General features: G+C 67.2%; 21 protein-coding genes. 5 read left to right on the top strand and 16 right to left on the bottom strand.

Going from position 1 to position 21,016, the window contains the following annotated elements:
- Positions 1-200: 200 nt before the first annotated feature.
- Both QQ977_RS02240 and QQ977_RS02245 read right to left on the bottom strand, forming a co-directional pair.
- Positions 201-2,222: a bacterio-opsin activator domain-containing protein gene (locus QQ977_RS02240; RefSeq protein WP_285927288.1), complete on the bottom strand. Its 2,022-nt coding sequence runs from the start codon at positions 2,220-2,222 to the stop codon at positions 201-203.
- A gap of 207 nt (positions 2,223-2,429) precedes the next feature.
- On the bottom strand, positions 2,430-2,684 hold the full coding sequence (locus tag QQ977_RS02245) for an MTH865 family protein (RefSeq protein ID WP_285927289.1): 255 nt from the start codon (positions 2,682-2,684) through the stop codon (positions 2,430-2,432).
- Positions 2,685-2,795: 111 nt separating this feature from the next.
- Between QQ977_RS02245 and QQ977_RS02250 the strand changes: the two genes are divergently transcribed.
- Positions 2,796-3,194, top strand: a complete 399-nt coding sequence (locus QQ977_RS02250) for a ribbon-helix-helix domain-containing protein (protein WP_285927291.1) — start codon at positions 2,796-2,798, stop codon at positions 3,192-3,194.
- Between the two features lie 10 nt (positions 3,195-3,204).
- Here the strand turns inward: QQ977_RS02250 and QQ977_RS02255 are convergent, their stop codons facing one another.
- The 3 genes from QQ977_RS02255 to QQ977_RS02265 are packed head-to-tail and all read right to left on the bottom strand — an operon-like array spanning position 3,205 to position 6,962.
- A complete protein-coding gene (locus QQ977_RS02255) occupies positions 3,205-4,746 on the bottom strand; it encodes a cobyric acid synthase (protein WP_285927292.1) in 1,542 nt (513 codons plus the stop codon).
- 45 nt (positions 4,747-4,791) lie between these two features.
- Entirely contained in the window at positions 4,792-6,222 is a 1,431-nt protein-coding gene (locus QQ977_RS02260) for a hypothetical protein (RefSeq protein ID WP_285927293.1), read from the bottom strand.
- Positions 6,219-6,962 carry an ABC transporter ATP-binding protein gene (locus tag QQ977_RS02265; RefSeq protein WP_285927294.1) on the bottom strand — a complete coding sequence of 248 codons (744 nt, stop codon included), beginning with the start codon at positions 6,960-6,962 and terminating at the stop codon, positions 6,219-6,221. Before QQ977_RS02265 ends, QQ977_RS02260 begins: the two co-directional genes overlap by 4 nt.
- Before the next feature lie 145 nt (positions 6,963-7,107).
- Between QQ977_RS02265 and QQ977_RS02270 the strand changes: the two genes are divergently transcribed.
- Positions 7,108-7,899: a ZIP family metal transporter gene (locus QQ977_RS02270; protein ID WP_285927295.1), complete on the top strand. Its 792-nt coding sequence runs from the start codon at positions 7,108-7,110 to the stop codon at positions 7,897-7,899.
- Positions 7,900-7,960: 61 nt separating this feature from the next.
- On the opposite strand, the gene QQ977_RS02275 is transcribed toward QQ977_RS02270, so the two are convergent.
- On the bottom strand, positions 7,961-8,728 hold the full coding sequence (locus QQ977_RS02275; protein ID WP_285927296.1) for a mechanosensitive ion channel domain-containing protein: 768 nt from the start codon (positions 8,726-8,728) through the stop codon (positions 7,961-7,963).
- Position 8,729: 1 nt separating this feature from the next.
- On the bottom strand, positions 8,730-9,542 hold the full coding sequence (dacZ, locus tag QQ977_RS02280; RefSeq protein WP_285927297.1) for a diadenylate cyclase DacZ: 813 nt from the start codon (positions 9,540-9,542) through the stop codon (positions 8,730-8,732).
- Positions 9,543-9,868: 326 nt separating this feature from the next.
- Between dacZ and QQ977_RS02285 the strand changes: the two genes are divergently transcribed.
- Both QQ977_RS02285 and QQ977_RS02290 read left to right on the top strand, forming a co-directional pair.
- On the top strand, positions 9,869-13,213 hold the full coding sequence (locus tag QQ977_RS02285; protein ID WP_285927298.1) for an MMPL family transporter: 3,345 nt from the start codon (positions 9,869-9,871) through the stop codon (positions 13,211-13,213).
- A gap of 115 nt (positions 13,214-13,328) precedes the next feature.
- Positions 13,329-13,895 (top strand): DUF6735 family protein, encoded by a 567-nt coding sequence (locus QQ977_RS02290; RefSeq protein ID WP_285927299.1) that lies wholly within the window; start codon positions 13,329-13,331, stop codon positions 13,893-13,895.
- Between the two features lie 63 nt (positions 13,896-13,958).
- On the opposite strand, the gene QQ977_RS02295 is transcribed toward QQ977_RS02290, so the two are convergent.
- Positions 13,959-15,713, bottom strand: coding sequence for a MutS-related protein (locus QQ977_RS02295; RefSeq protein WP_285927300.1), 1,755 nt, complete (start codon positions 15,711-15,713; stop codon positions 13,959-13,961).
- A 600-nt stretch (positions 15,714-16,313) separates the two neighbouring features.
- Here QQ977_RS02295 and QQ977_RS02300 point away from each other — a divergent pair.
- Positions 16,314-16,526, top strand: a complete 213-nt coding sequence (locus QQ977_RS02300; RefSeq protein WP_285927301.1) for a hypothetical protein — start codon at positions 16,314-16,316, stop codon at positions 16,524-16,526.
- Between the two features lie 56 nt (positions 16,527-16,582).
- On the opposite strand, the gene gvpM is transcribed toward QQ977_RS02300, so the two are convergent.
- The 8 genes from gvpM to QQ977_RS02340 are packed head-to-tail and all read right to left on the bottom strand — an operon-like array spanning position 16,583 to position 20,896.
- Positions 16,583-16,867: a gas vesicle protein GvpM gene (gene gvpM / locus QQ977_RS02305; RefSeq protein WP_285927303.1), complete on the bottom strand. Its 285-nt coding sequence runs from the start codon at positions 16,865-16,867 to the stop codon at positions 16,583-16,585.
- On the bottom strand, positions 16,864-17,760 hold the full coding sequence (gvpL, locus tag QQ977_RS02310; protein WP_285927304.1) for a gas vesicle protein GvpL: 897 nt from the start codon (positions 17,758-17,760) through the stop codon (positions 16,864-16,866). Before gvpL ends, gvpM begins: the two co-directional genes overlap by 4 nt.
- A complete protein-coding gene (gene gvpK / locus QQ977_RS02315; RefSeq protein WP_285927305.1) occupies positions 17,757-18,086 on the bottom strand; it encodes a gas vesicle protein GvpK in 330 nt (109 codons plus the stop codon). Before gvpK ends, gvpL begins: the two co-directional genes overlap by 4 nt.
- Positions 18,083-18,559 carry a gas vesicle protein GvpJ gene (gene gvpJ / locus QQ977_RS02320; RefSeq protein ID WP_285927306.1) on the bottom strand — a complete coding sequence of 159 codons (477 nt, stop codon included), beginning with the start codon at positions 18,557-18,559 and terminating at the stop codon, positions 18,083-18,085. Before gvpJ ends, gvpK begins: the two co-directional genes overlap by 4 nt.
- Entirely contained in the window at positions 18,549-19,493 is a 945-nt protein-coding gene (locus QQ977_RS02325; RefSeq protein WP_285927307.1) for a hypothetical protein, read from the bottom strand. The genes gvpJ and QQ977_RS02325 overlap by 11 nt, the downstream gene beginning before the upstream one ends.
- Positions 19,486-20,019 carry a gas vesicle protein GvpH gene (locus QQ977_RS02330; RefSeq protein WP_285927308.1) on the bottom strand — a complete coding sequence of 178 codons (534 nt, stop codon included), beginning with the start codon at positions 20,017-20,019 and terminating at the stop codon, positions 19,486-19,488. Before QQ977_RS02330 ends, QQ977_RS02325 begins: the two co-directional genes overlap by 8 nt.
- A complete protein-coding gene (gene gvpF, locus QQ977_RS02335; RefSeq protein WP_285927309.1) occupies positions 20,016-20,270 on the bottom strand; it encodes a gas vesicle protein GvpF in 255 nt (84 codons plus the stop codon). Before gvpF ends, QQ977_RS02330 begins: the two co-directional genes overlap by 4 nt.
- Before the next feature lie 2 nt (positions 20,271-20,272).
- The gene (locus QQ977_RS02340) at positions 20,273-20,896 is read right to left on the bottom strand and encodes a GvpL/GvpF family gas vesicle protein (protein WP_285927310.1); all 624 of its coding nucleotides are present in this window, start codon (positions 20,894-20,896) and stop codon (positions 20,273-20,275) included.
- Positions 20,897-21,016: the final 120 nt, after the last annotated feature.

Below are 21,016 nucleotides of genomic sequence, written 5' to 3' on the forward strand. Positions count from 1 at the left end.
GGATAACGTTATACCGTTCGGGGGCGTAGAACCGTTCGCCTCGAACAGAGGCAGTCCGGTACGAGGGGAACCGGAGCCTTGCTGTCACCACCACCTACCGCCTCTCGCCGGACAGTTGTGCGCTACGTGCGTGTAGCGACAATCGGTACGTCTCTTCCCTACTCAACGGTACACCCTAAACAGTTAGGCTAACAGTGCGTTCACTCGACGTCGGTTCCGGATTCCTCGAAAAACTCCGCCAACACTTCGTTCAGCGCCTTCCGGAGGTGTTGGTGCATCGTCGGCGGCGAGACGTCCATCGCCTCCGCGAGTTCCTCGCCGGTACTTGCCCGCGGCCAATCGAAGTAGCCGCCGTGATACGCAAACCGGAGGGCGGTGAGCTGTCGGTCGGTGAGCCTGTCGACGATTCGTTCCCGTCGCTCTTCGGCCGTGTGCACCGGCCGACCGACCTCCCGTCGTGCGGTAAGCGTCACGTCGTCGTACACCGACCGCAACGCGTCGATCAGTTCCCGGACGTCGGCGTCGTGGGGGACCTCGAGGAGGACCATCGCGATGCCGTCTTCGACGGTGATGTCCCGAATCGTCGCCCCGTAGTTCGCAAGCGTCCGCGCCCCCGATTCGTGAAGCCGGAGTTCGATCGTACACTGGTCGGCCCCGTCGTGGACGAGCCGACACTCGGCGACGGAGTCGTGGTCGGACGCTTCGGCCATCACCGTCTCCCCGTCGAGACCCTCGACCGTCACGTACTGGTAGATCTTCCCGCGTGCGGTCTCGCCGATCCACTCGAGCGAGCAGGTGCAATCGTACTCCTCGGAGAGATAAAAGGAAAGCGAGTCGCCGTGCTCGACGCGGACCTCGAGTTCGACGACGGTGTCGGCAAAGAGCAGCCGCCGATTTTTCACGGCGGTGATCGCGAAGCCGATCGTCTCGCCGAGCAGCCGAAAGGCGTCTTCCTCACGCGGGCTGAACGCATCGTCGCGACTCGCGTAGACGACGAGTGCACCGTAGCTCGTCGTATCGTGTTCGATCGGAATGGTAATCGCAGACCTGACGTCGTCCTCGCGAGCGGCACGACGGACCCGCTCCGAAATCCGCGGTTCGTCGGCCATCCGGTTGCTGGTCCGAACGACACCCGTCTCGAGCGTCTCGAGTACCGGCTCTCCGTCCCAACTCGACTGCTCACGGGCGAACTCGAACAGCGCCGTCGTTTCGCCCGCGGCGGTGCGAACGACGATATCGTCGCCGTCTAACTCGCCGATCCACGAGCCGGTGTACAGCTCTGATTCGACGAGCTGTCGACAGGCCTCCCGTTCGATGGCCTCCCGCGTCGGCGCTTCCACGAGCGTGTGAATGACCTGTCGGACGACCCGGTTAATGTCGTTGAGCGTCACGAACTGGTCGCGCTGGCGACGCAGCGTCCGCTCTCGTTCGACGCGTTCGGTGATGTCCCGACCCAGCCAGACGACCACTCGTCGGCCGTCGATCGTCTCGTCGAACGGGACGACGCGTGCCTCGTACCACCGCCGCCCCTCGGTCGTCTCGACCTCGTACTCGATCGACTGGACCTCCTCGGTCTCGAGGGTACGATCGAGACACGCCTGTAAGTCGGCGGCGACGTCGGCGGGGAACGCGTCCGAGAGGTGATGGTCGACCAGCTCGTCGGCCGAGACAGTGTACAGGTCGTCGGATTCGGGACGGACCGTCGCCTCGAGGTAGTAGCCGTCCTCGTCGATGAGAAACGCCTCGTCCGGCAGTCGTTCTGCGAGCAAGTCGCGAAACCGACTGCGCTCGTCGTCGGCCGCGTCGTCGTGTTCGTCGGCGACGGTCACGATCCGATCCGCGAGCGTCGCCTCGTCCGACGGCGGGACGTAGTCGGCCGCCCCGCGTCTGATCGCGACGGCCGCGAGCTGTTCGCTTCCCTCCCCGGGTGCGACCACGACCGGCGAGTCGACTGCGTCGTCGTCCTCGACCGCCTCGACGTCCTCGAGGAGCTCGCGTGCGACGGTTGGACAGTCGGCAGCGACGACGAGACAGTCCGTTTCAGGCGCGACCGTTCGATCGATCGCGTCCGGGTCGGGGCGGTGAACGTCGAACCGTGGGCTGTCGGTCAGCCGGTCGACCGACTCGACGTCGCAGTCGCTGGGCGCGAGAACGGCGACCACGATCTCGCGGTCGTCGGACGTCTGCCACGTTCGGTCCCCCTTATTTTCTGCGTCGGTCATTCATTCGAAAGGTCACTGTGGTTCCGACGGCACAGCGACGGTGTCAGCCGTGACAATCGCCGTCTAGACACGATCGAGCTCGATTCCGATATGGTTGGCGGCTATATGTAACGATACCTACTGCCATCAATTTCTCCACCGAGGAGCCGTCGAACTCCGTTCACCCCGTTCGAGTTGCTACCCCCGACGCAGGCGGCTCCGTGACCACTACAGGTGACCGTTCGATTTCAGCTCCGCGATGACGTCGTCGACGAGCTCGTCGGCGGTCTCGTAGGGAAAGTCCTCCCCGCCGGAGAGTTCGGCGTTTAGCTCCATCGCCGTCATCGAAAACTCGCCGGACTCGAAGGTCGTTCCCGGTCCGGCAGGCAGCGCGGGGACCAGTTCCATCGGACTCGAGACGGGATACTCCGCCCCGTCGAACGCGTCGGTTAGCTGCTCGCGAAGGTCTGTTTCGTCTACCATCGTATGCGTCGATTCCGGCCGACGGTAAAAAGAGGCGACGAATCGATCCGGAAGCAACGTGACCGCCGGATTCCCACAACAGTAATTATCACGGAGCGTCGTTATCGAAACATGGCAAAAGATACCGTCAGGTACCCCGACGAGGTCGTCGACGAGATCGACGCGCTCGTCGAAGACGGTATGTTCGAGAGCAAATCCGAGTTCTATCGCTTCTCCGCGGAGTACGTCCTCACGCTGATCAACCCCGACCACGACGTCGAGACGTTCAACTTCGAGGAGATCAGGGACGAACTCGAGATCGACGTCGGCGATCACGCCGCAGCACTCGGGGCAGACGGCGGCACCCTCTTTCTCGAGGCCGTGATCACCGTCCGCAAACACGGCCTGCGTGGCGATTACGAGGCCGCCGAACGGTTCATCGACACCCACTACGACGCGACCGACCAGGAGTGTCTCATTCTCGAGGAACTGCTCGGCACCTACCGAAACGGGACCGGAGAGCCGGCCTGACGGCCTCGCGTTATAGGAACGGCTCGCCGAGTGCCTCGAGGTCGACGTGGTCACGAACGAGCGAGGCGGCGCGGTCGTACGGCGACGTGGCCTCGCCGACGTCGTCGGTGGGCGGGCGCTCTCGGCCCGCCTCCCGGTAGACGCAGTCGAGAAACGCCTCGCGGACGGGATCCTCGTCGAACAGGCCGTGGAGGTACGTCCCCAGCACGGTTTCACGAACGGCGCTGTCGGGATCCAGCGGCGACGGGAGGTCCGCGAGCACGCGGGTGCGGCCGGCGTGGATCTCGTAGCCCGAGACGGTCCCGCGCGCACCCGCGATCGGCCCCGCGCCCGAGACCTCGACGGTCACCTGCTCGAGGCGTTTCTCCTCGCCGAACGCGGTCTCGACGGGCAACAGCCCGAAGCCGGGGACGACCTCGCGGTCGCCGGTCCCCTCGAGGGCGGCGTTCGTGATCCGCTCGCCCAGCAGCTGGTAGCCGCCACAGATCCCGACGACGGGGCCGTCGAAGCGCTCGAGGGCGTCCGCAAAGCCCGCCGCACGGAGCGCGAGCAGGTCGTCGACGGTGTTTTTCGTCCCCGGCAGGACGACGGCGTCGGCCTCGGCCAGTGGCTCGTCCACGTCTCCGTCGACGGGAACGTAGGCGACCCGCACGCCCGCCACGGCGGCGAGTGCCTCGAGGTCGGTCGCGTTCGAGAGCCGGGGCAGGCGCGGGACGGCGATCGTGACGCTGTGTGCGGGGTCGATCCCGTCGTCGTCGCCGTCGACGCGGCGCTGGTCGGTCGCCGGCAACGACACGCTGTCTTCCTCGGGCAGTCCCGGATCGTCGTAGGGGACCACGCCGAGGATCGGCACGCCCGTCCTGGCCTCGATCTCGTCGATGCCGGGCTCGAGCAGGGACGGGTCGCCCCGGAACTTCGTGACGACCGCGCCGACGATTCGCTCGCGGAGGTCCTCGGGGAGCAGTTCGATCGTGCCATAGAGGCTGGCGAAGGCACCGCCGCGTTCGATGTCCACCAGCAGGAGGATCTCGGCGTCGCCAAAGCGGGCGGTCTCGACGTTCGCGAGGTCTCGCTCGTGGAGGTTGATCTCGGCGATGCTGCCCGCACCCTCGGCAATTATCACGTCGTGATCGCGTGCGAGTCGCCGGTGGGACCGTTCGGCGGCTGCTCGAGCGCGCTCCCAGTGGCGCTCGTAGTACTCGCCAGCGGGAAAGTGGTCGATCGCCCGCCCCTGGAGAACGAACTGGCTCTCGCCGTCGCCGCGTGGTTTGAGCAAGACGGGATTGGCGTCGGTCGTCGGCGTGACCCCCGCCGCGCGGGCCTGGACGAACTGGGAGACGCCGATCTCGCCCCAGGCGTCGCCGTCGTCGCCGTCGTCGCCGTCGCCACCCTCGTCGGCCCGGGCGACCACCCGCGCGTTGTTGCTCATGTTCTGGGCCTTGTAGGGAGCGACGTCGACGCCCCGGTCGGCAAGCAGCCGACAGAGGCCGGCCGCGATCGTCGACTTGCCGACGTGACTCGCCGTCCCGGCGACCAGGATCGTCCGCGTCATCGGGTAGAGGCGGTCGCTCGAGGCTATTCGACCTGTCGATTCTCCTCACTCGCGTCGATACCGGCGACCCCAGCGCGGGCCGGCCCGACTCGAGAGGACGACCCCGACCGCACCGACCGCCAGCCCGGCCACGGCGAGCGCGCCGGCGACCGGCAGGGTGGGCGGGACGACGACGAAGCCAGCGACGAGCGTCGGCACGAGCGGGACGGCGACGCCGACGGTGAACGCGCCGAATCGGAGCGTGTCGAACAGGAACTCGTTCGGCGAGAAGCCGGCGATGAAGACGGTCAGCCCGTAGTAGTACAGCGAGTAGCCCGCGAGCACGACCGCGCCGACGGCCGCGTCGAGGGCGGTCGCGTCGAACCAGACGACGGCGACGAGGTAGGGCAGGGCCATCGTCGGCGCGCCGACCAGCACGAAGGCGGTGCGTTTGGCGTCGAAGACGGCCTCGAGGGTGACGGGGTGGATGCGGTAGGCCTCGAGCGAGTCGAACTGGGTCAGCCAGTTGTAGGTCGTGAACGCACAGAGCCCGAGCACGCCGCCGAAGAAGATCCCCGGCGCGGGCGCGACGCCCGTGATCGCGTCGACGACGCCAACGAGGAAGGCGACCAGCGCGAGCAGGATGGCCGCCGAGACGAACGGCTTGAGCACGCCACCCGAAGAGCGGGCCAGGTCCAGCAGCGTCTTCGCGACGAGTCCGTCCGCCCCGACGGGCAGGGCGTCCTCGAGTCGGCCGAACCGGTCGCTCGCGGTCCGGGTCGGCTCGCTGTAGGTCGGGTCGTACACCCGCAGCGAGAGTGCGCCGACGGCGACCGTGCCGACGGCGAGCGCGAGTGCCGAGGTGATACCGCCGTCGTCGCTCACGAAGATGCGCCAGAGGGTCCCGCCGTAGCCGGCCAGCCACGCGAGGGACACGACACCGCCCAGGGCCGCTCCGATCGCCCACGCCGGCACGCCACGCGTTCGCAATGCGATGCCCGCGACGGTGACGGCCATCCCGGCGACGAACGACAGCACGAGCGAGGCCCACAGCGTCCCAACCACGACCGGCGTCGTCGCCGAGAGCCCGACCAGCGGGACGATCCCGACCGCCATCGGCAACACGAACAGGACGCCGTAGTAGGCGGCGTCTTTCAGGAGGAAGGCCCCGAGCAGCCACCGCCGGGACAGCGGCAGCGTCGCCGCACTCGAGAGCACCAGCGTGAGCTCCCCGAAGACGTTCTCGAGCATGTCCGAGCCGGCGAAGCCGGCCGTCCCGCTGTAGAGGCCGAAGGCGAGCGCGAACGCGTGGAGGCCGGCGACGACCCGCTCCGTTTCCGTCCCGGTCGCCGCGAGTGCGGCCGCCGCCCCCGCCACGAAGGCCGCGATCAGGACGGGAAACCCGAGAAAGCGCCGGCCGCCGAACAGCCGCGCGTGGAGTCGCCACTCCTCGCGAACCAGCGCGGCGAACACCGTCCAGTCGGTCCGGCGGCTCATTCGACGACGGCCTCCGGGACGTCCCGCGTCGTCCCGTCGACGTGGGAGAGAAACGTCTCGAGCAGCGGCTCCTCGCGCCCCTCCGCGAGGTCGCGTTCGGCGACCAGCCGGCCGTCGGCGACGATGCCGACCCGGGTGCAGATCTCCTCGGCGACGTCGATGTTGTGCGTCGAGACGACGACGGCGTTGCCCGCCTCGGCGTACTCCCGGAGGAACTCCTTGACCTGCTCCTGGACGAGCGGATCGAGGTTCGCGAGCGGCTCGTCGATGAAGACGGCCTCGGGTTCGTGGAGGAACGCGGCCGTGATCATCACCTTCTGTTGTTGCCCCCGCGAGAGATCGGTGTGTAACGTCTCGAGTTTGCTCGCGAACCCGAGCCGGGCTGCCCACCGTTCGGTCCGTTCGCGAACCGTCTCGGTGGGGAGGTCACGGACCGTCCCGACGAACGCGAAGTACTCCCGCGGGGTGAGAAAGCTCGGCGGCGTCCCCTGCTCGGGGAGGATGCCGACGCGACGGCGGGTCTCGATCGGCTCGGCGACCGGATCGGTATCCAGCACCGTCGCCGTCCCGCTGTCGGGTCGGATCTGTCCCGTCAGCACCCGGATCGTCGTCGTCTTCCCGGCCCCGTTCGGGCCGAGAAAGCCAAAGAGCTCCCCACGTGCTACCTCGAAACTCAGCTCGACCAGCGCGTCGACGGACCCGTAGGCTTTCGCGAGCCCGTCTGCACGTATGGCGACCATCGAACGGGACGTCGTTTACAGGACGTGCCAATAACTGTGCTGGCAGCGGCAGACTGGCGACTCGCGCCCGCCTCGCCTCGAGGCCGTCGTTCACCGAGTGCGTCTCGCAGCCGAAGCTTTATCCCTCGAGTCCGAACCCGACCGTATGCCGACGCTGGGCGAGACGGTGGTCGTCGCCGCGCTCGCCGGCTGTGCGACCGGACTCGGCGCGTTGCCGACCCTGGTCACCGACCGGGTCAGCCACCGCGTCTACGACGGCGCGATCGGGCTCGCCGCCGGCATCATGGTCGGCGCGGCGGTGTTCGCGCTCGTGGTGCCCGGGCTCGAGCTCGGCTCCGCCTGGGAGGTCGTCGCCGGCGTCCTCGTCGGCGGCGCGTTCCTGCTCGCGACGAACGCACTCCTGCCACACGTTCACCTCCGGTTCCGGGCCGACCGCCTCGAGGGAACTGCGGCGCTCGAGGCCAGCGGGACGACGCCTCCGGACGACGACCTCCGGCGGGCACTTTTAGTCGGTGCGGCAGTGACGATCCACAACGTCCCCGAGGGACTCGCTGTCGGCATCGCCTTCGGAAGCGGCGAGGCGGGGCTTGGATTCCTCATCGCGACGGCGATTGCCGTCCAGAACGTCCCCGACGGGTTCGCGATGGCCGTCCCGGCGGATCGGGCCGGCGTCTCGTGGCCGAAGACGCTGCTTTACACGACGCTGTCCGGCGGCCTCCCGGAGCCGATCGCCGCCGCCGTCGGCTTCTCGCTGGTCGCCCTCGTCACCGGGCTCTTCCCGGCCGCCGCCGGCTTCGCCGCGGGCGCGATGATCGCCGTCGTCTTCCGGGAACTGGTCCCCTCGAGTCACGGCCACGGCTACGCCGACACTGCCACGGCGACGTTCGTCGCCGGCTTCGCACTCATGCTCGTCGTCGACACCGTCCTCGCGGTCTGATACTCCGTCTCTCGACTATCGAATCGGACGGGGAGACACACGGTGTGACCGACGACACGAGTCAGTCCCTGATCCGGACGATCCCCTCTTCGAAAACCTCCCGGTTCGGGACGATGTACTCCTCGGAGTCGGACTCGATTTTCGTCACGAAGAGGTCGACCTCCTGGACGATCCCCGTCCGGTCGCCGATCCGGATCCGGTCGCCGATGCTGTAGGGCTGCTCGAGCAGCAGGTAGATGCCGACTGCACTCGAGACGAGAAAGTCCTTGAAGGCGTATCCACCGACGAAGACGACGCCGGCGGCGTACACCGTCAGCAGGATGACGAGTGCGAGCACCTGGACGCCGACCTGTGCGAGCGCGATGAGGAAGGTGACGTACAACACCGAGTACTTGACGACTTTCGGAACGACCGAGACCTCGGGCAGTTTGACGCTCCGGAGGTACTCGCTGACGACCAGTTCGGCCTTGTCGGCGATGATGAAACCGACGATGAGCACGAGCACGGCGATGAAGACCTGCGGGATGAACGCGGTAAGCTGCAGCCAGAACGCGTCGGTGTCGATGAGCCGGGCGATGTGGACGGCGGTGAGGATGGCGATCCCGTAAATAAACCACGAACTCAATCGGGCGACGATCTCGACGGTCGACGTGCCGAGTGACTGGGCGGTCCGTTCGAACGGGGTTCCCTCGACGGCGTCGGGAACGCCAGCGGCGGCGAGCAGTTCCTCGTTGAGCCGACCGACGAGGTAGCCGACGACGAACCCCAACAGGAGCACGATCGCCGCGATGACCGCCGGCTCGTCGATGAGCGTCTGCCACTCTACCATATCAGTACTCCTCCGGGTCGACCTCGAGAACGAGTTCTCCGCCCTTGAACGCCCGTACCAATCCGTCGCTTTCTGAGAGGACGATCGCCGTCGCGTTCGTGTCCCGGGTGATCGCCCCGCCGGCCATGTGTCTCGCGCCGAGTCCCTTCGGGATGTCGACACCCTCCGCGGAGGGCTCGAGATAGCGGTAGGCGGAGACGATCTTGCCCGAATCCGAGATGACGAACGCGCCGTCGAGCCGGGAGAACTCCTTGAGCATGACGTTGACGATCGGATCCCCGACGTGGACGTGGGACTTCTCGAAGGGGTTGTACGACAGCGGCCGGGACTTGTTCATCACCTTCCCGGCGTCGCCGACGACGAACAACGCGCCGACGGGTTTGCCCTTCTGGCCCTTCTGACCGAGCTCGATCGCCAGCTCGAGGACGGCCTTGATCACGTCCGGCTCCGCCCGAGATCTGGCGAACAGGTTGTAGATGCCGGTCTGTTCGTCGGCGTCGGCTCGCACCCGCGAGACCGTGTCGATCTCGTCGCCGAAGACGCCGATCGCACAGGCGAGGACGTCGCCGTCGTCGATCACGCCGTTGTCGAGTCCGCCCTCGAGTGCGAACCGCACTCGGTCGGTGACGTCGGTGAACTCGATCGGGAGCTCGACGAAGGTATCGGCCCCGACCGCGTTCTCGGTGCCGACGACGACCACCTCGAGGTCGTCGGTCTCGGCGACTCGCTCGTGAAACGAACTGCTCGGCGAGAAAAGCGCAACGACGTCGGCGTCCGACAGAAGGTCTTCGAACACGTCGTCTAGTCCGGCCATTAAGTAGTACACCTGGCCCTGCTCGAATAAGCGTTGTGGACCGTCTGACACCTGCTATCGACTGTCCCGGAGATCACTCTCCCGCTCGAGGGTGCGACCGTCCGGACTGTTCGATCAGAACGGCTGTCGTTCGGGCGCGAGAACCTATCGTACAGCCGTTACAAAGGCATATTGGCGCATATCCCCGAGTCGCAGGTGATGGCCGTCATACTGCCGGCTGTACGTCGTGACAGATTCTCACCGCCACGGGGTGGCGAGAATCGTTACACAGTTACAGCCGATAGTATCAGCCCGTTCTCGAGACGGAGACGGACGGTGAGTCGTCCGTGACCGGTGACCGTGTCGAACGATACGCGAACGCGATCGTCTCACACAGTCGTCTCGTCGTCGTCGCCGTGTTGATCGTCACGCTCGTCGTCGCCGCTGGCGCGGCGGTCGGCGAGACCGAAGACGCCGGCATCGGCGAGTTCGAGACCGACTCCCCCGAGACCGACGCGCTCGAGGAGATCGAAGCGACCTACGGCACCGACGACGCCGTGGTCGCCCAGCTGGTCGTCCGCGAGGAAGATGGCGACGTCCTCACCCGGGCGTCGTTGCTCGAGGGGCTGTCCCTCCAGCAAGACGTCCGTGACGATCCGGCCCTGAACGCGACTCTCGAGGACGAGGGCTTTCTCGCCTTCGAGAACGCCGTCGCGACCGCCGGGATCAGAGGCGAGCAGTTCGAGGAGCTGAACGAATCCGCCGCGGAACTCGAGGCGGAGTTCGAGGCGTTCAACGAGACCGCCGAAACGCTCGAGGACGATTTCGAAGCGCTGAACGAGACGGCAGACGAACTCGACGAGCAGGAAGCAGAGATCGCGTCCCGTGAGGCCGCACTGGAGCGCTCGAGCGATCGCCTCGAACGCGACGCCGACCGGCTCGCGGAGGACCGCACACAGCTCGAGGCCGACCGGGCCGACCTCGAGGAACGCGTCGAGACGCTGTCGGCAGCGTTACACGAGACCGTCGAGTTGCAGACGGCCTACGACGAGGCCGACGCCGAGACCGAACGCGAGGCGATCGACGAGGCGATCGAGCAGACCTGGACCGACGCGGCCGCCGAGGCTGACCTCGATCCACAGCAACGCGAGGCGTTCGAGGCCGTCGGCACCGAGGTCCGCGAGCTGACGACCGAGGGCGGCGGGGATCCGCCGGCCGAGGACGCGATCGAGCGCGGGGTCGCAGGCGTCCTCGAGGACGAGTTCGAAGACCTCGAACAACGCGGCCAGGAGCTGGACGAACGCGCTCAGGAGATCGAAGAACGCAGCGAACGCATCGACGACCGCTCCCGCGAACTCGCGAGCGACGCCGGGGAACTCGGCGAGGCACGCGAGGCCTTCGGCGAGCGAGCCGACGACCTCGAGGAGCGCGCGGACGAGCTCGAGGCGTGGGGCGAGGACCTCCAGCAGCGTGCCGAGGATCTCGAGGCCGAGTTCGAGGCCGCCGAAGAGGCGGACGAACCGTCGCTCGAGGAACAGATCGAGTACCTCGAGGGCCTGACCGAGAGCGAGTTCGAGGAGCTACTCGCCGACGTCCTCGATCCCGACGCCGACGAGAGCGAGGACGCCTACGAGTTCCTGCCGACCGACTACGACCCCGGTTCGACGACCGCCGAGTCCCGGATCGCCCTTCTCTTTCAGGTCGACGACAGCGGTCCCGACGACGACCCACAGGCGGCATACGACGCCCAGGTCGAGATCGACGCGCTGGTCGAGGAGCGCTTCGACGACGCCTTCGTCTTCGGCCAGGGGATCAGTGACGAGGCGTCGGCGAACGCCGTCGGCGACAGCTTCGCGATCATCACGCCCGTCGCGCTCGTGCTCGTCCTCGTCGTCCTCGCGGTCACCTATCGCGACGTCGTCGACGTCCTCATCGGGCTGGTCGGCATCGGCGTCGTGATGGCCTGGCTCGCTGGAATCATGGGCTGGCTCGAGATCCCGATGAGCCAGTTGCTCATCGCGGTTCCGTTCCTGTTGATCGGGCTCTCGATCGACTACGCGTTGCACGTGGTGATGCGATACCGGGAGGCCCGGGCGGGCGTGCTCTCGGCGATCGAGGGCGAATCGACCGACGGCGGAACCGTCGGCGTCGCCGCGGGGATGGGACTCGGTCTGGGCGGCGTCGTCCTCGCGCTCGGGGCGGCGACGGTCTCGACCAGCGTCGGCTTTCTCTCGAACGTCGTCAGCCCGCTACCGGCGATCCAGGACTTCGCGGTCCTGAGCGCCGGTGGCATCGTCGCGACGTTCGTCGCCTTCGGCGTGTTCGTCCCTGCGCTCAAAGTCGAGGTCGACGGCGTCCTCGAGAACCGCGTCGGTCGCGACCGCGCGAAGTCGCCGTTCGGCGTCGACACGGGCGCCGCCAACCGCGCGCTGCGTGGCGTAGCGAGCGTGGCCCGCCGGGCACCGCTCGCAGTGGTCGCCGTCGCCCTGGTGCTCGCGATCGGTGGGGCCTACGGCGCGACCGGCATCGACACGGAGTTCAACGAGGCCGACTTCCTGCCCGAGGACGCACCCGACTGGGCACAGTCCCTGCCCGGCCCGCTTGCTCCCGAGACGTACACGATCGCCGACGACGCGGAGTACATCGGCGAGAACTTCCGCGACGCGGACAGCCAGACCCAGATACTGATACGCGGGGACGTGACCGACCCCGACACGCTCGCGGCGATCGACGACGCGACGGCCGACGTCGACGGTGACGGCACGATCCTCGTCGGACCGGACGGCGACCCCGCCATCGAGGGGCCACACACCGTGATCCGCGAGGTCGCCGCCGACAACGAGACCGTCGCGGCCGCCCTCGAGGATCGGGACGCGACGGGCAACGACCTGCCAGACGAGGACGTCGCCGGCTTCTACGACCGCCTCTTCGAGGTCGATCCGGACCGCGCCGAGGAGGCCCTCTACCGGACCGACGACGGCGACTACGAGACGGCCCGCCTGCTCGTCGACGTCCGCGGCGACGCCGCCGCCCAGGACGTCGCAGACGACAGCCGCGACCTCGCCGGGGCGATCGAGGACGGCGGCTCCGTGACCGCGGTCGCGACCGGCGGTCCCGTGACGACCGCCGTCGTCCAGGACGCCTTACTCGAGACGCTCGTGCAGGCCTTCGCCGTGACGCTCGTGGTCATCCTCGGGTTCCTGACCGTGCTGTACTGGGTGCGCCACCGGTCGCTCTCGCTCGGCGTCGTCACGCTCGCACCGGTCGTCGCAGCGCTCGCCTGGCTGCTCGGGACGATGGCGATACTCGAGGTGCCCTTCAACAGCGAGACCGCAGTGATCACGAGCCTCGCGATCGGGCTCGGCGTCGACTACAGCATCCACCTCGGCGAGCGCTTCGTCGCCGAACGGTCCGATCGGGAGCATTCGAGAACCGACGCCGACGCGAGCGACGACCTCGGAGAAGCGATAACTGCCACCGTCACGGGCACCGGCGGCGCGTTGCTCGGCAGCGCCGCGACGACGGCGGCCGGCTTCGGCGTCCTCGCGCTCGCACTGGCCCCGCCGCTGCAGCGGTTCGGCCTGGTGACGGGGCTGAGCATCGTCTTCGCGTTCGTCGCCTGCGTCGTCGTCCTGCCCTGCCTGCTCGTCGTCCGCGAACGACTGCTCGAGCGCTGGATCCGATACCGGTGACCGTCGGTCGGCGTAGGTTCAAGTACGAACGGCGGCCCAGTCTCGCCGATGAAACTCGATACGCCAGTACGACCGCGACTGCGATCGATCGCACCGCCACGTGATCTGCGAGCAGATGGGACGTAGAGCCCTCGTCGCCTACCGGCGACCCGACGCCCGGTACGACGTCCACTACAGCCACTGGGGTGGCGAGAGACTCTCGCTTGTGACCGCGCTGTCAGCCGACGCGCCGCTGGCCGACGGCGCGGTCGACGTCGATCCGCTCGCCGTCGGCGTCTCTCTCGAGTGCGTCCTCGCGTGCCACCTCGACCCCTGTACGTACGAGGCGCTGTATCTCGTCTCTCCCGACGTCGCCCTCACGCCGTATCGGGTCTGCTGGCTCGAGTGGGGCGACGGCCGCGACAGCGACCGAAAACGGGATCGAGACCGTGGTGCGATCGTCCCGGTCGAACCGGGCGGACGCGACCACGAGGTCCGCGCCTGGTTCCGAGCGATCAAGACGACGCTGTCTGACCTGTGTGAGATGGGCGCGATCCGGCGACAGGCGGCGACGGCGTACCTCGAGGCACGGGTGTGCGAGGACGAGCACGGACACGTCTACACCTACCGGCGAGGACCGTCCAGCGACGACGAGACGTGCGCCAAGGAGGGCGACGACACACCCGACGATCGCTCGAGGTAACGGACCTATCGTTGCCAGCGGGCGTCGGCGAGCGTTCGCTGGACGGTCTCCTGTCCGACGGCCTCAGCGGGCGTCGGCGAGCGTTCGCTGGACGGTCTCCTGTCCGACGGCCTCAGCGAGCGTCTCGAAGCCGGCCCGTTCGGTCCGGTCGCTCGCGTTCGCGAGCAGTCGCGAGACGATAAACTCGGGCGTCGAGCGGCCGACGGTGCCAAAGCGAGGCTGGTAGTCGACCTGCAGCTCGAGGTCGGGATCGAGTCCCTCGGCGAAGATGCCGTCGACGCGAGCCGTCGGCGGGAGCGGCTCGAGGTCGTCGGCCAGGTGGGTGACGAACACGCCGAGTGCGTCCCGGTCGACGGTGAGCCGGACGAGTCCGTGGAGCAAGTCGGCGGCGCTGCCCGGCTCGGTGATCGCCTCGAACTCGTCGACGAGCATCAGGGTTCGCCCGCCGTCGGCAAGCGGCGGCACGATCGCTCGCAGCGTCGACTCGAGTACGCCCGCGTTGAAGCTTGCGTGACGCCGGTGAAAGACGATCCGCTCGACTGGCGTCACCTCGGCGCGGTCGGCGGGGACGGGAAGCCCCATCGAGGCCAGCAGGACGACCTGACACAACGTCTCGAGCAGCGTCGTCTTCCCGCCGCTGTTTGCCCCCGTCAGGACGGCGACGCGTTCTTCGCCAGGCATCTGTTTCTGTTCGCCGCCTGCGAGGCCGTGATCGCCGAGCGCGTAGGTCACTGGCTGAACCGTGAGGTCACCGCGAGCGGCGAGTGCGAGGTTGCGGGCGTTCCGGACGGCGATCGCCTCCCGGTCACCCTCGAGGTAGGTCGGCCGCGTACAGTCGTACGCGAGGGCGAACCGGGCGAGCGACACCACGAGTGCGGTCTCGTCGACGGCCGAGACGGCACGGTCGATCTCCTCGCGTGCGTCGTCGATCGTCGCCTCGAGGTCGCTCGCGACCGTCTGCTCGCGCTCGTCGATCGCCGACCGGAGGTCAGACTGCAGGTTCCGGAGCGTGGTTCGGACGAAGTCGGTCGCGTCGACGGGATCGGCCGCCATCGCCTCGCGGACTCGGTCGATCGTGACGTCGGTGTCGTTCACGAGACGATCCTCGAACGCCTCCCGGAACCGGGAGACGTCCCGAGCACCGCCGGCGTGGAGGTCGTCGATCAACTCGCGGGCGTTCGCGTCCAGATCCTCGATCGTCTCCAGCGTCTCCCGGAGCCGATCGAGTTTCTCGTCCGCCCCCTCACGAACCCGACCGTCCGCGAGTGCTGACAGCGCGCTCGCCGCGTCCTCGAGCGTCTCGCGTTCGAGATCGGCGACCGCCTCGAACGGCCCGCCCTCGACGCCAGCCTCCTGCAGGGCGAGAGTGGCCTCGACGGCGGCGCGTTCGCTTCCCTCGCGGTCGTCGTAGCGTTCGTAGGCCGCGAGGACGGCCTCGCGGTCGCCGTCTGCGAGCGAAACCCAGACGTCGCGGGCGTCGAGAACGGCATCGAGACGTTCGGTCATCGCCTCCCGGCTCTCAAGCGGCGTGAGCACGCGGACCCGATCGGCCGCACGCTCGGTGACCGCGTGCTCGACGAGCAACTCGAGTACGTCCTTGTACGCGTCGCGGGCGTCGCTCGTCGCGAGACGGTCCACCCCGTCGTCGCCGATCGCCCGCCGGAGAATGCGCGTCGCGCGGCCGCGTGGAATCCCCGCGTCCGTCAGCGCCCGGACGTCGCCGTTCTCGATCGCCGCCACCGCCTGCTGGGTCCCGAGTTCGGCTTCGAGCGTCTCCCGGGTCTTCGGGCCGACCCCCCAGTACTCCTCGAGGCGCATACCCGAGGGATGTAAGTCACGTCTCTTGAAGATACGGTATCGGAGACGTCAGAACGGTTCGCGACGCGGTACCGGGCGGGGGGTGGGAGCCCCGCCCTGGCGTGAGAGACATGAGCGCACTCGAAGCGGGGGGCGAGTCCATCTTCGAGCGATCCGGGCACGAACGCACGGCAATCAGCCGGTGAGCGTGTCGTGGTCAGGGGCCGAGCGTGCACCCGACGGGGCTGTGACCCCGCACGTGGATGTGTGACGAGACTCGCCCTTTGTTATGGACCGTCGGATCGACCGTTAGCGTCCAGACAACCCTACAAACCGCTGCGTACGGACGTATAGCACTCAACTACGGACCGGACGACGGTTTCGTGAGGACGAACTGTCACGCGAACCGACGCGGTCGACGCAGACGGCAGATCGTCGACCGTAGGTCGGCAGTAACCGACCGTATCCGATCCATTACGCGAATCGGGACGGTCGATGGGCTCTGGCTCGTATCCCGTACCGGCCGACCTCGGAGAATCGGGTCGTTAATACCGCCATAGAGCGGTTTCGGCCCGGGTTACAAGCCGGATAACTACGTCCGGATACGGGGACTGTCCTGCCATGATCGAGTGCACGAACTGTGAAACTGCCCAGTTCCTGCAAATCACTCAGAGCCGCGTCTACTTCGAAGATGGTGAGATGATAAACGAAGTCAGCGAAACCTACACGTGTACGCTCTGTGATGGAACTGGAACGTACATCTACCGGGAGGACGACGAGGAAACCGTTACCGGGGACGTGGTGGTAACCAAAGAGCGCCCACGGTTTGCCTGACTCGGACCGGTCCGTCGCCGAGACACGACACGACGCGACGTGACGCAACGTCTCGTTCACCGCTCGATCGTATCCGCCCGATCCTGGCTCGTCTCGCGCTTGTCGTTTCGGGAGCCGTACTGTCGCCTGGCTACCGCGGCCGCTCGTCGATCCGTGTCCCACTCCTCGAACAACCCGTACTCGGTCATCGTCTCCATGCCGGCGATCACCGCCGTGAGCTTGATGCCGACCAGCGGGATCTCGGCGACGGAGACGATCACGTCCGCACGGACGACGGCCCCGTCTCGCAACACCACGTCCAGCACGTCGACGATCGCGTCCTCGTCTTTTTCCGGTTTCATCGGTATTCGTCGGTTCCACGTCCGTCTCTCGGGTCGTCCTCGCTGCCCAGTTCGGGTGCGAACGTGTACGGCGGCCACGGTCCCGTAAACCGGACCTCGCGACCGGGTTCGGCCGCGACGTCGTCAAGCAACGCGCCGATCTCTCCCGCTTCGTCCTCGGTCGCCAGAAGCGTCATCCGACAGACCGTCTCGCCGTCGTCCGTGCTCCCGTCGGCCGCGGCGTCGCCGCCTGCAACCCTCGTACTCGCCGTTCGCTCGAGTTCACGAACCTCGCGGGCATGCGGCTCGAGGCGCTCGCGAAGGTCGGTCGAGACCGCATCGCGTCGGGCTCGCCGTCGTTCCCGTATCCGGTCGTCGAACTGCTTCTCGAGCAGGAACGCCGTCCCGTCGTCCGCGTCGTCGATCCGTTCGCGTAGCTCCGAGAGTCGGTCGTCGCGCTCGAGCAGCGTCGCCTCGTCGATCGGATCGGTGCGGACGACCTCGATCCGGTACTCCCAGTGGTCGGCGAGCGCGTCGAGCGCCGCGACGATCCCCTCCCGTTCGTCCCGGAGCCACGTCCGGACGACCTCGTCGTCGCCGCGGACGATCGTGTCGAACTGGAACGGCAACGGGGTGCCGAAAGCGTCCGCGGCGTCGTCGACGACCGACTGGTGGCGGACGACCCACCGGCGGATCCGCTCGAGGTCGGCCGAATCGTAGAGCTCGTCGCAGGCGTGGACGACGGCACCGATCCCGTCATCGACGACGACCGAAACTGCCTCGTCGTCGATTCCGGTCGTCTCGAGGCTCGCGTCCGTCTCGTCTGCTCGGACGACACAGTAGAGGTATCGCCCCTCCTCGAACTCGGGGGGACCGTCGCTTCGGTCCGTCCCGGCCGGATCGCCGCGGCTCACCGCTTCTCACCCCCGAGGACGGACTCTCCTGGCTCCCGTCGGTCCCTATCGAGGCGTTCGATCGCGTCCGCGACCAGCCCGTCGAGGTCCTCACGGAGCGTCGCGACGTCGTCTTCGATCCCCTGGTCGCGTTTCATCGCCTCGAGTTCGTCCTCGATCGATGCGAGCTGGCGACCGAGGCGTTCGATCTCGGCCTCCGAGAGCGATCCCGCCTCCATCCGGCGGACGGCCTCACGTTCTAAGGCGTCGACGAGCAGCTCGACGACGGTGACGACGAGAGCGACGACGCCGTCTGCACCGCCGTCGCCGACGTCGATCGTCGTCATGGTTCCTCCGTCGACCCGTCGGTCGCGTTCTCGTCCGATTCATCGTCGTCCCGGAGATCCGTCAGCGACTCGCCGATCCCGCCGCCGTCGTCTCTCGAGTCCGATTCTGTTCGCACGCTCTCTGCGGACGCATCGTCGGCGGACTCGTCGTGCGTCGAGCCGTCGTCTGTGGCGGTGACGTTGACGCCTCGGGTGGGGTCGACCGGGACCCTCGGTCGCTCGGTCTCGGCGAGTGCCGGATCGTCGACGGCGTCGGCGACGCGTCGCATGTCCGTTCCCTCCGGGAACTCGAGACCGTACTTCGCTGCCGTCTCGAAGGAGGCGATGGCAGCTCGGACCTGAACGCCAAGCAGTTGCGTATCGCCGATGGAGACGGCGATGTCGGCGTTGATGACGACGCCTTTGTCGAGTAACATCTCGACGACCTCCGCGAGGTCGGCTTTCTGTCTGCTCGGCTGGAACTCATCCACCATCTGACTCACCCCCGTCGCCGCCGCGTCGTTTCTCGAGTTCGCGCTCGAACCGTCGGCCGTAGATCCGGTCGAAACCGGGTGCCGTCGAGCCCTTCACCTCCCGTGGCACCGTCGATGATCGGGCGGTACTGCCGACGTCGGCCCGGCCGGTTGCCATCGTCGAGACCGCCGTCGGATTCCGGGAGTTCGTGCTCGTATCTTTCCGACGCGTCCGTTCCCGGTTGTACTCGTAGAGCTTCTGGAACGTCTCGTGAGTGTATAACAACGCCTCGCGGAACTCCTCGATGCCGGTCATCGCTTTCGTCTGGATCATGGTCTGGTAAGCCTCCGTCTCTGCGGCGTCCATTCCGATCGAGTCACCGCCGAGGTCGAACGAGCCGAACTCGTCTGTGGCCGCGTCCGTAACGTCGCCCTCGATCAGCTCCTCGTCCTCGTCGCCTACGAGCGAGTCGTCGTCCGCGACGGTCTCGGCCGCTTCTCCGAGCATGCTGTCGTCGTCGGTTTCGTCGACCAGCTCGTCGGTCGTCTCCTCGAGATCATCTTTGGCGTCCCACAGCTCGGAGACGTTCGCGGCGTTCCAGGTCTCTACCAGATCGATCGCCTGGATGACCTGCCTGATTTCGATGACGTCGCTCGCGTCACCCTCTCCGAGTGCGTCGGGGATCTCGCCGGCGTCGATCGCCGCGAGCAACTCGTCGCCGTCGACGGCCTCCGGGAGCTCGGCGAGGTCGATCGCCTCGAGGGCGTCCTCGAGTTCGTCGACGAGGGAGACGAGCACGTCGACGGTGTCGCGGAGGTCCTCGAGCTCGTCGGACTCGAGTTCGTCGGCAATCGAATCGAGGCTCTCGACGTTCTCGAGGTAGTCGTCGACCGCCGACAGACGCGCGTTCGCATCCTCGAGAATCGACTCGAGGCCGGCCGGCTCGTCACTCATGGCGACCCGCCTCCGGTTCGACGGTGACGGTGAGAATCCCGTTGTGGAAGGTGGCCTCCGCCGTCGACGCTGTCCAGGGAACGTGAACACGCTCGAGTGCGCGATCTTCGACGCCGACGACGAGTTCCGTGTCGTCGTAGCCGACGACGACGTCGTCGGGATCGATCTCTCCGAGATCCGCGGTGACGAGTAGTTCGTCCTCGCGGGTCCTCGTGGTGACGTGGTACTGACTGGCCGTCGTTCGTTTCCGGCGGGTTCCCGGACGATCGCTGTCCGGTCGTCGACGCTCGAAGTCGTCTCTGGACGGACGGTTCTCGCTTTCCTCGAGGTCGTCGAGACCGGACCGAACGGCGACGGAGTAGTCGAGCGCCGTCCGACCGGATCGCCGCCGATCGGATCGGGACCCCTCCTCTATTCCCTCGAGTGCAGCGAGCAGGTTCGAGAGCCACCCACCGATCGTGGACGGCTCCTCGGGCTGGTCGTCGGCCGGTCCGTCGGTCGGTCGGTCGGGTGGATCGTCGCTCATTTTTTTACCTCCACGCGGCCGCTTGCGAGCTCTTCGTGAACGTCGCGGGCGATTTCGAGTTCCGTCTCGAGTTCGTCCTTGCGTTGTTCGTACTCCGTCTCCGACCGTTCGCCGAGTTCGTACAGCAACTGATTTTCCTTGAGATCGTCTTCGATCTCCTCGATATCGTACAGTTCGTCGAGCGCGAGCGTGTGAATGGTGTCGACGATGCCGACGAGCGGTCGGATGAGGAGGTCGTCGAGGACGAACATGGTCACTCGGCTCCGATCTGGATGTCGACGAAGCTGTACGGTGCGAACGGTCCCGTGTACCGAAACTGCAGGTCGTCGTGTGACTCCTCGAGGTCTGCGACGGCCCGATCGAAGGCGTCGCGCTCCTCGCGGGGGACGAGATACGAGCGGTTCGTGACGAGTCGATCGCTGAACAGACCGTTCTCGACCGACTCGTCGGCGATCGGCTCGAGTTCGTCCCCGAGGCGGTCGACGATCGACTCGCGTTCGACTCGGGCGTCTTCGTCGCGGACGACCTTCAGCCCGAGTTCGACCGCCCCCTCGACGTCGCGCATGGCTCGCTTGAACGCCGGCCGCCCGCCGCGCAGGACGTTTTTCAGGGCGCGGTCGCTCTCGAAGACCATGCCAAATCGCATCGGAACGACGGTCCGTCCCCCGTCGGCTTCCATGATCTCGCGCAACACCTCGTCGTGACGACGCGCGTCTTCGTCGGTCCGTTCGGGCTCTGTCGTTTCGACGTCGGAGACGAGCGCGGCGAGACGGCGATGTTGGATCGGGTACACCGTCTCCCCACCCGCGACGGCGTCGGTCTCAAACTCGAGGGCGTCGTCGGTCGTGACGACGCCGTAGACGTATCGGTTGGTCACTGTAATCACCTCATAGTCGATCGGGACTGGCGCTGCCGGAAGACCGGATCGCTAGCAGTCCGAGTCTCGTCCGTCGTACGAGAGACTCGCCCCTTATCGTGGTGCTTGCACCAGCAGCGT

Source organism: Natrialbaceae archaeon AArc-T1-2, from assembly GCF_030273315.1.
Taxonomy (GTDB): Archaea; Halobacteriota; Halobacteria; order Halobacteriales; family Natrialbaceae; genus Tc-Br11-E2g1.

Coding starts and splice junctions, on each gene's coding strand:
- QQ977_RS02240 (WP_285927288.1), bottom strand. CDS start 2,222: ATGACCGACGCAGAAAATAAGGGGGACCGAACGTGGCAGACGTCCGAC.
- QQ977_RS02245 (WP_285927289.1), bottom strand. CDS start 2,684: ATGGTAGACGAAACAGACCTTCGCGAGCAGCTAACCGACGCGTTCGAC.
- QQ977_RS02250 (WP_285927291.1), top strand. CDS start 2,796: ATGGCAAAAGATACCGTCAGGTACCCCGACGAGGTCGTCGACGAGATC.
- QQ977_RS02255 (WP_285927292.1), bottom strand. CDS start 4,746: ATGACGCGGACGATCCTGGTCGCCGGGACGGCGAGTCACGTCGGCAAG.
- QQ977_RS02260 (WP_285927293.1), bottom strand. CDS start 6,222: ATGAGCCGCCGGACCGACTGGACGGTGTTCGCCGCGCTGGTTCGCGAG.
- QQ977_RS02265 (WP_285927294.1), bottom strand. CDS start 6,962: ATGGTCGCCATACGTGCAGACGGGCTCGCGAAAGCCTACGGGTCCGTC.
- QQ977_RS02270 (WP_285927295.1), top strand. CDS start 7,108: ATGCCGACGCTGGGCGAGACGGTGGTCGTCGCCGCGCTCGCCGGCTGT.
- QQ977_RS02275 (WP_285927296.1), bottom strand. CDS start 8,728: ATGGTAGAGTGGCAGACGCTCATCGACGAGCCGGCGGTCATCGCGGCG.
- dacZ (WP_285927297.1), bottom strand. CDS start 9,542: ATGGCCGGACTAGACGACGTGTTCGAAGACCTTCTGTCGGACGCCGAC.
- QQ977_RS02290 (WP_285927299.1), top strand. CDS start 13,329: ATGGGACGTAGAGCCCTCGTCGCCTACCGGCGACCCGACGCCCGGTAC.
- QQ977_RS02295 (WP_285927300.1), bottom strand. CDS start 15,713: ATGCGCCTCGAGGAGTACTGGGGGGTCGGCCCGAAGACCCGGGAGACG.
- QQ977_RS02300 (WP_285927301.1), top strand. CDS start 16,314: ATGATCGAGTGCACGAACTGTGAAACTGCCCAGTTCCTGCAAATCACT.
- gvpM (WP_285927303.1), bottom strand. CDS start 16,867: ATGAAACCGGAAAAAGACGAGGACGCGATCGTCGACGTGCTGGACGTG.
- gvpK (WP_285927305.1), bottom strand. CDS start 18,086: ATGACGACGATCGACGTCGGCGACGGCGGTGCAGACGGCGTCGTCGCT.
- gvpJ (WP_285927306.1), bottom strand. CDS start 18,559: ATGGTGGATGAGTTCCAGCCGAGCAGACAGAAAGCCGACCTCGCGGAG.
- QQ977_RS02325 (WP_285927307.1), bottom strand. CDS start 19,493: ATGAGTGACGAGCCGGCCGGCCTCGAGTCGATTCTCGAGGATGCGAAC.
- QQ977_RS02330 (WP_285927308.1), bottom strand. CDS start 20,019: ATGAGCGACGATCCACCCGACCGACCGACCGACGGACCGGCCGACGAC.
- gvpF (WP_285927309.1), bottom strand. CDS start 20,270: ATGTTCGTCCTCGACGACCTCCTCATCCGACCGCTCGTCGGCATCGTC.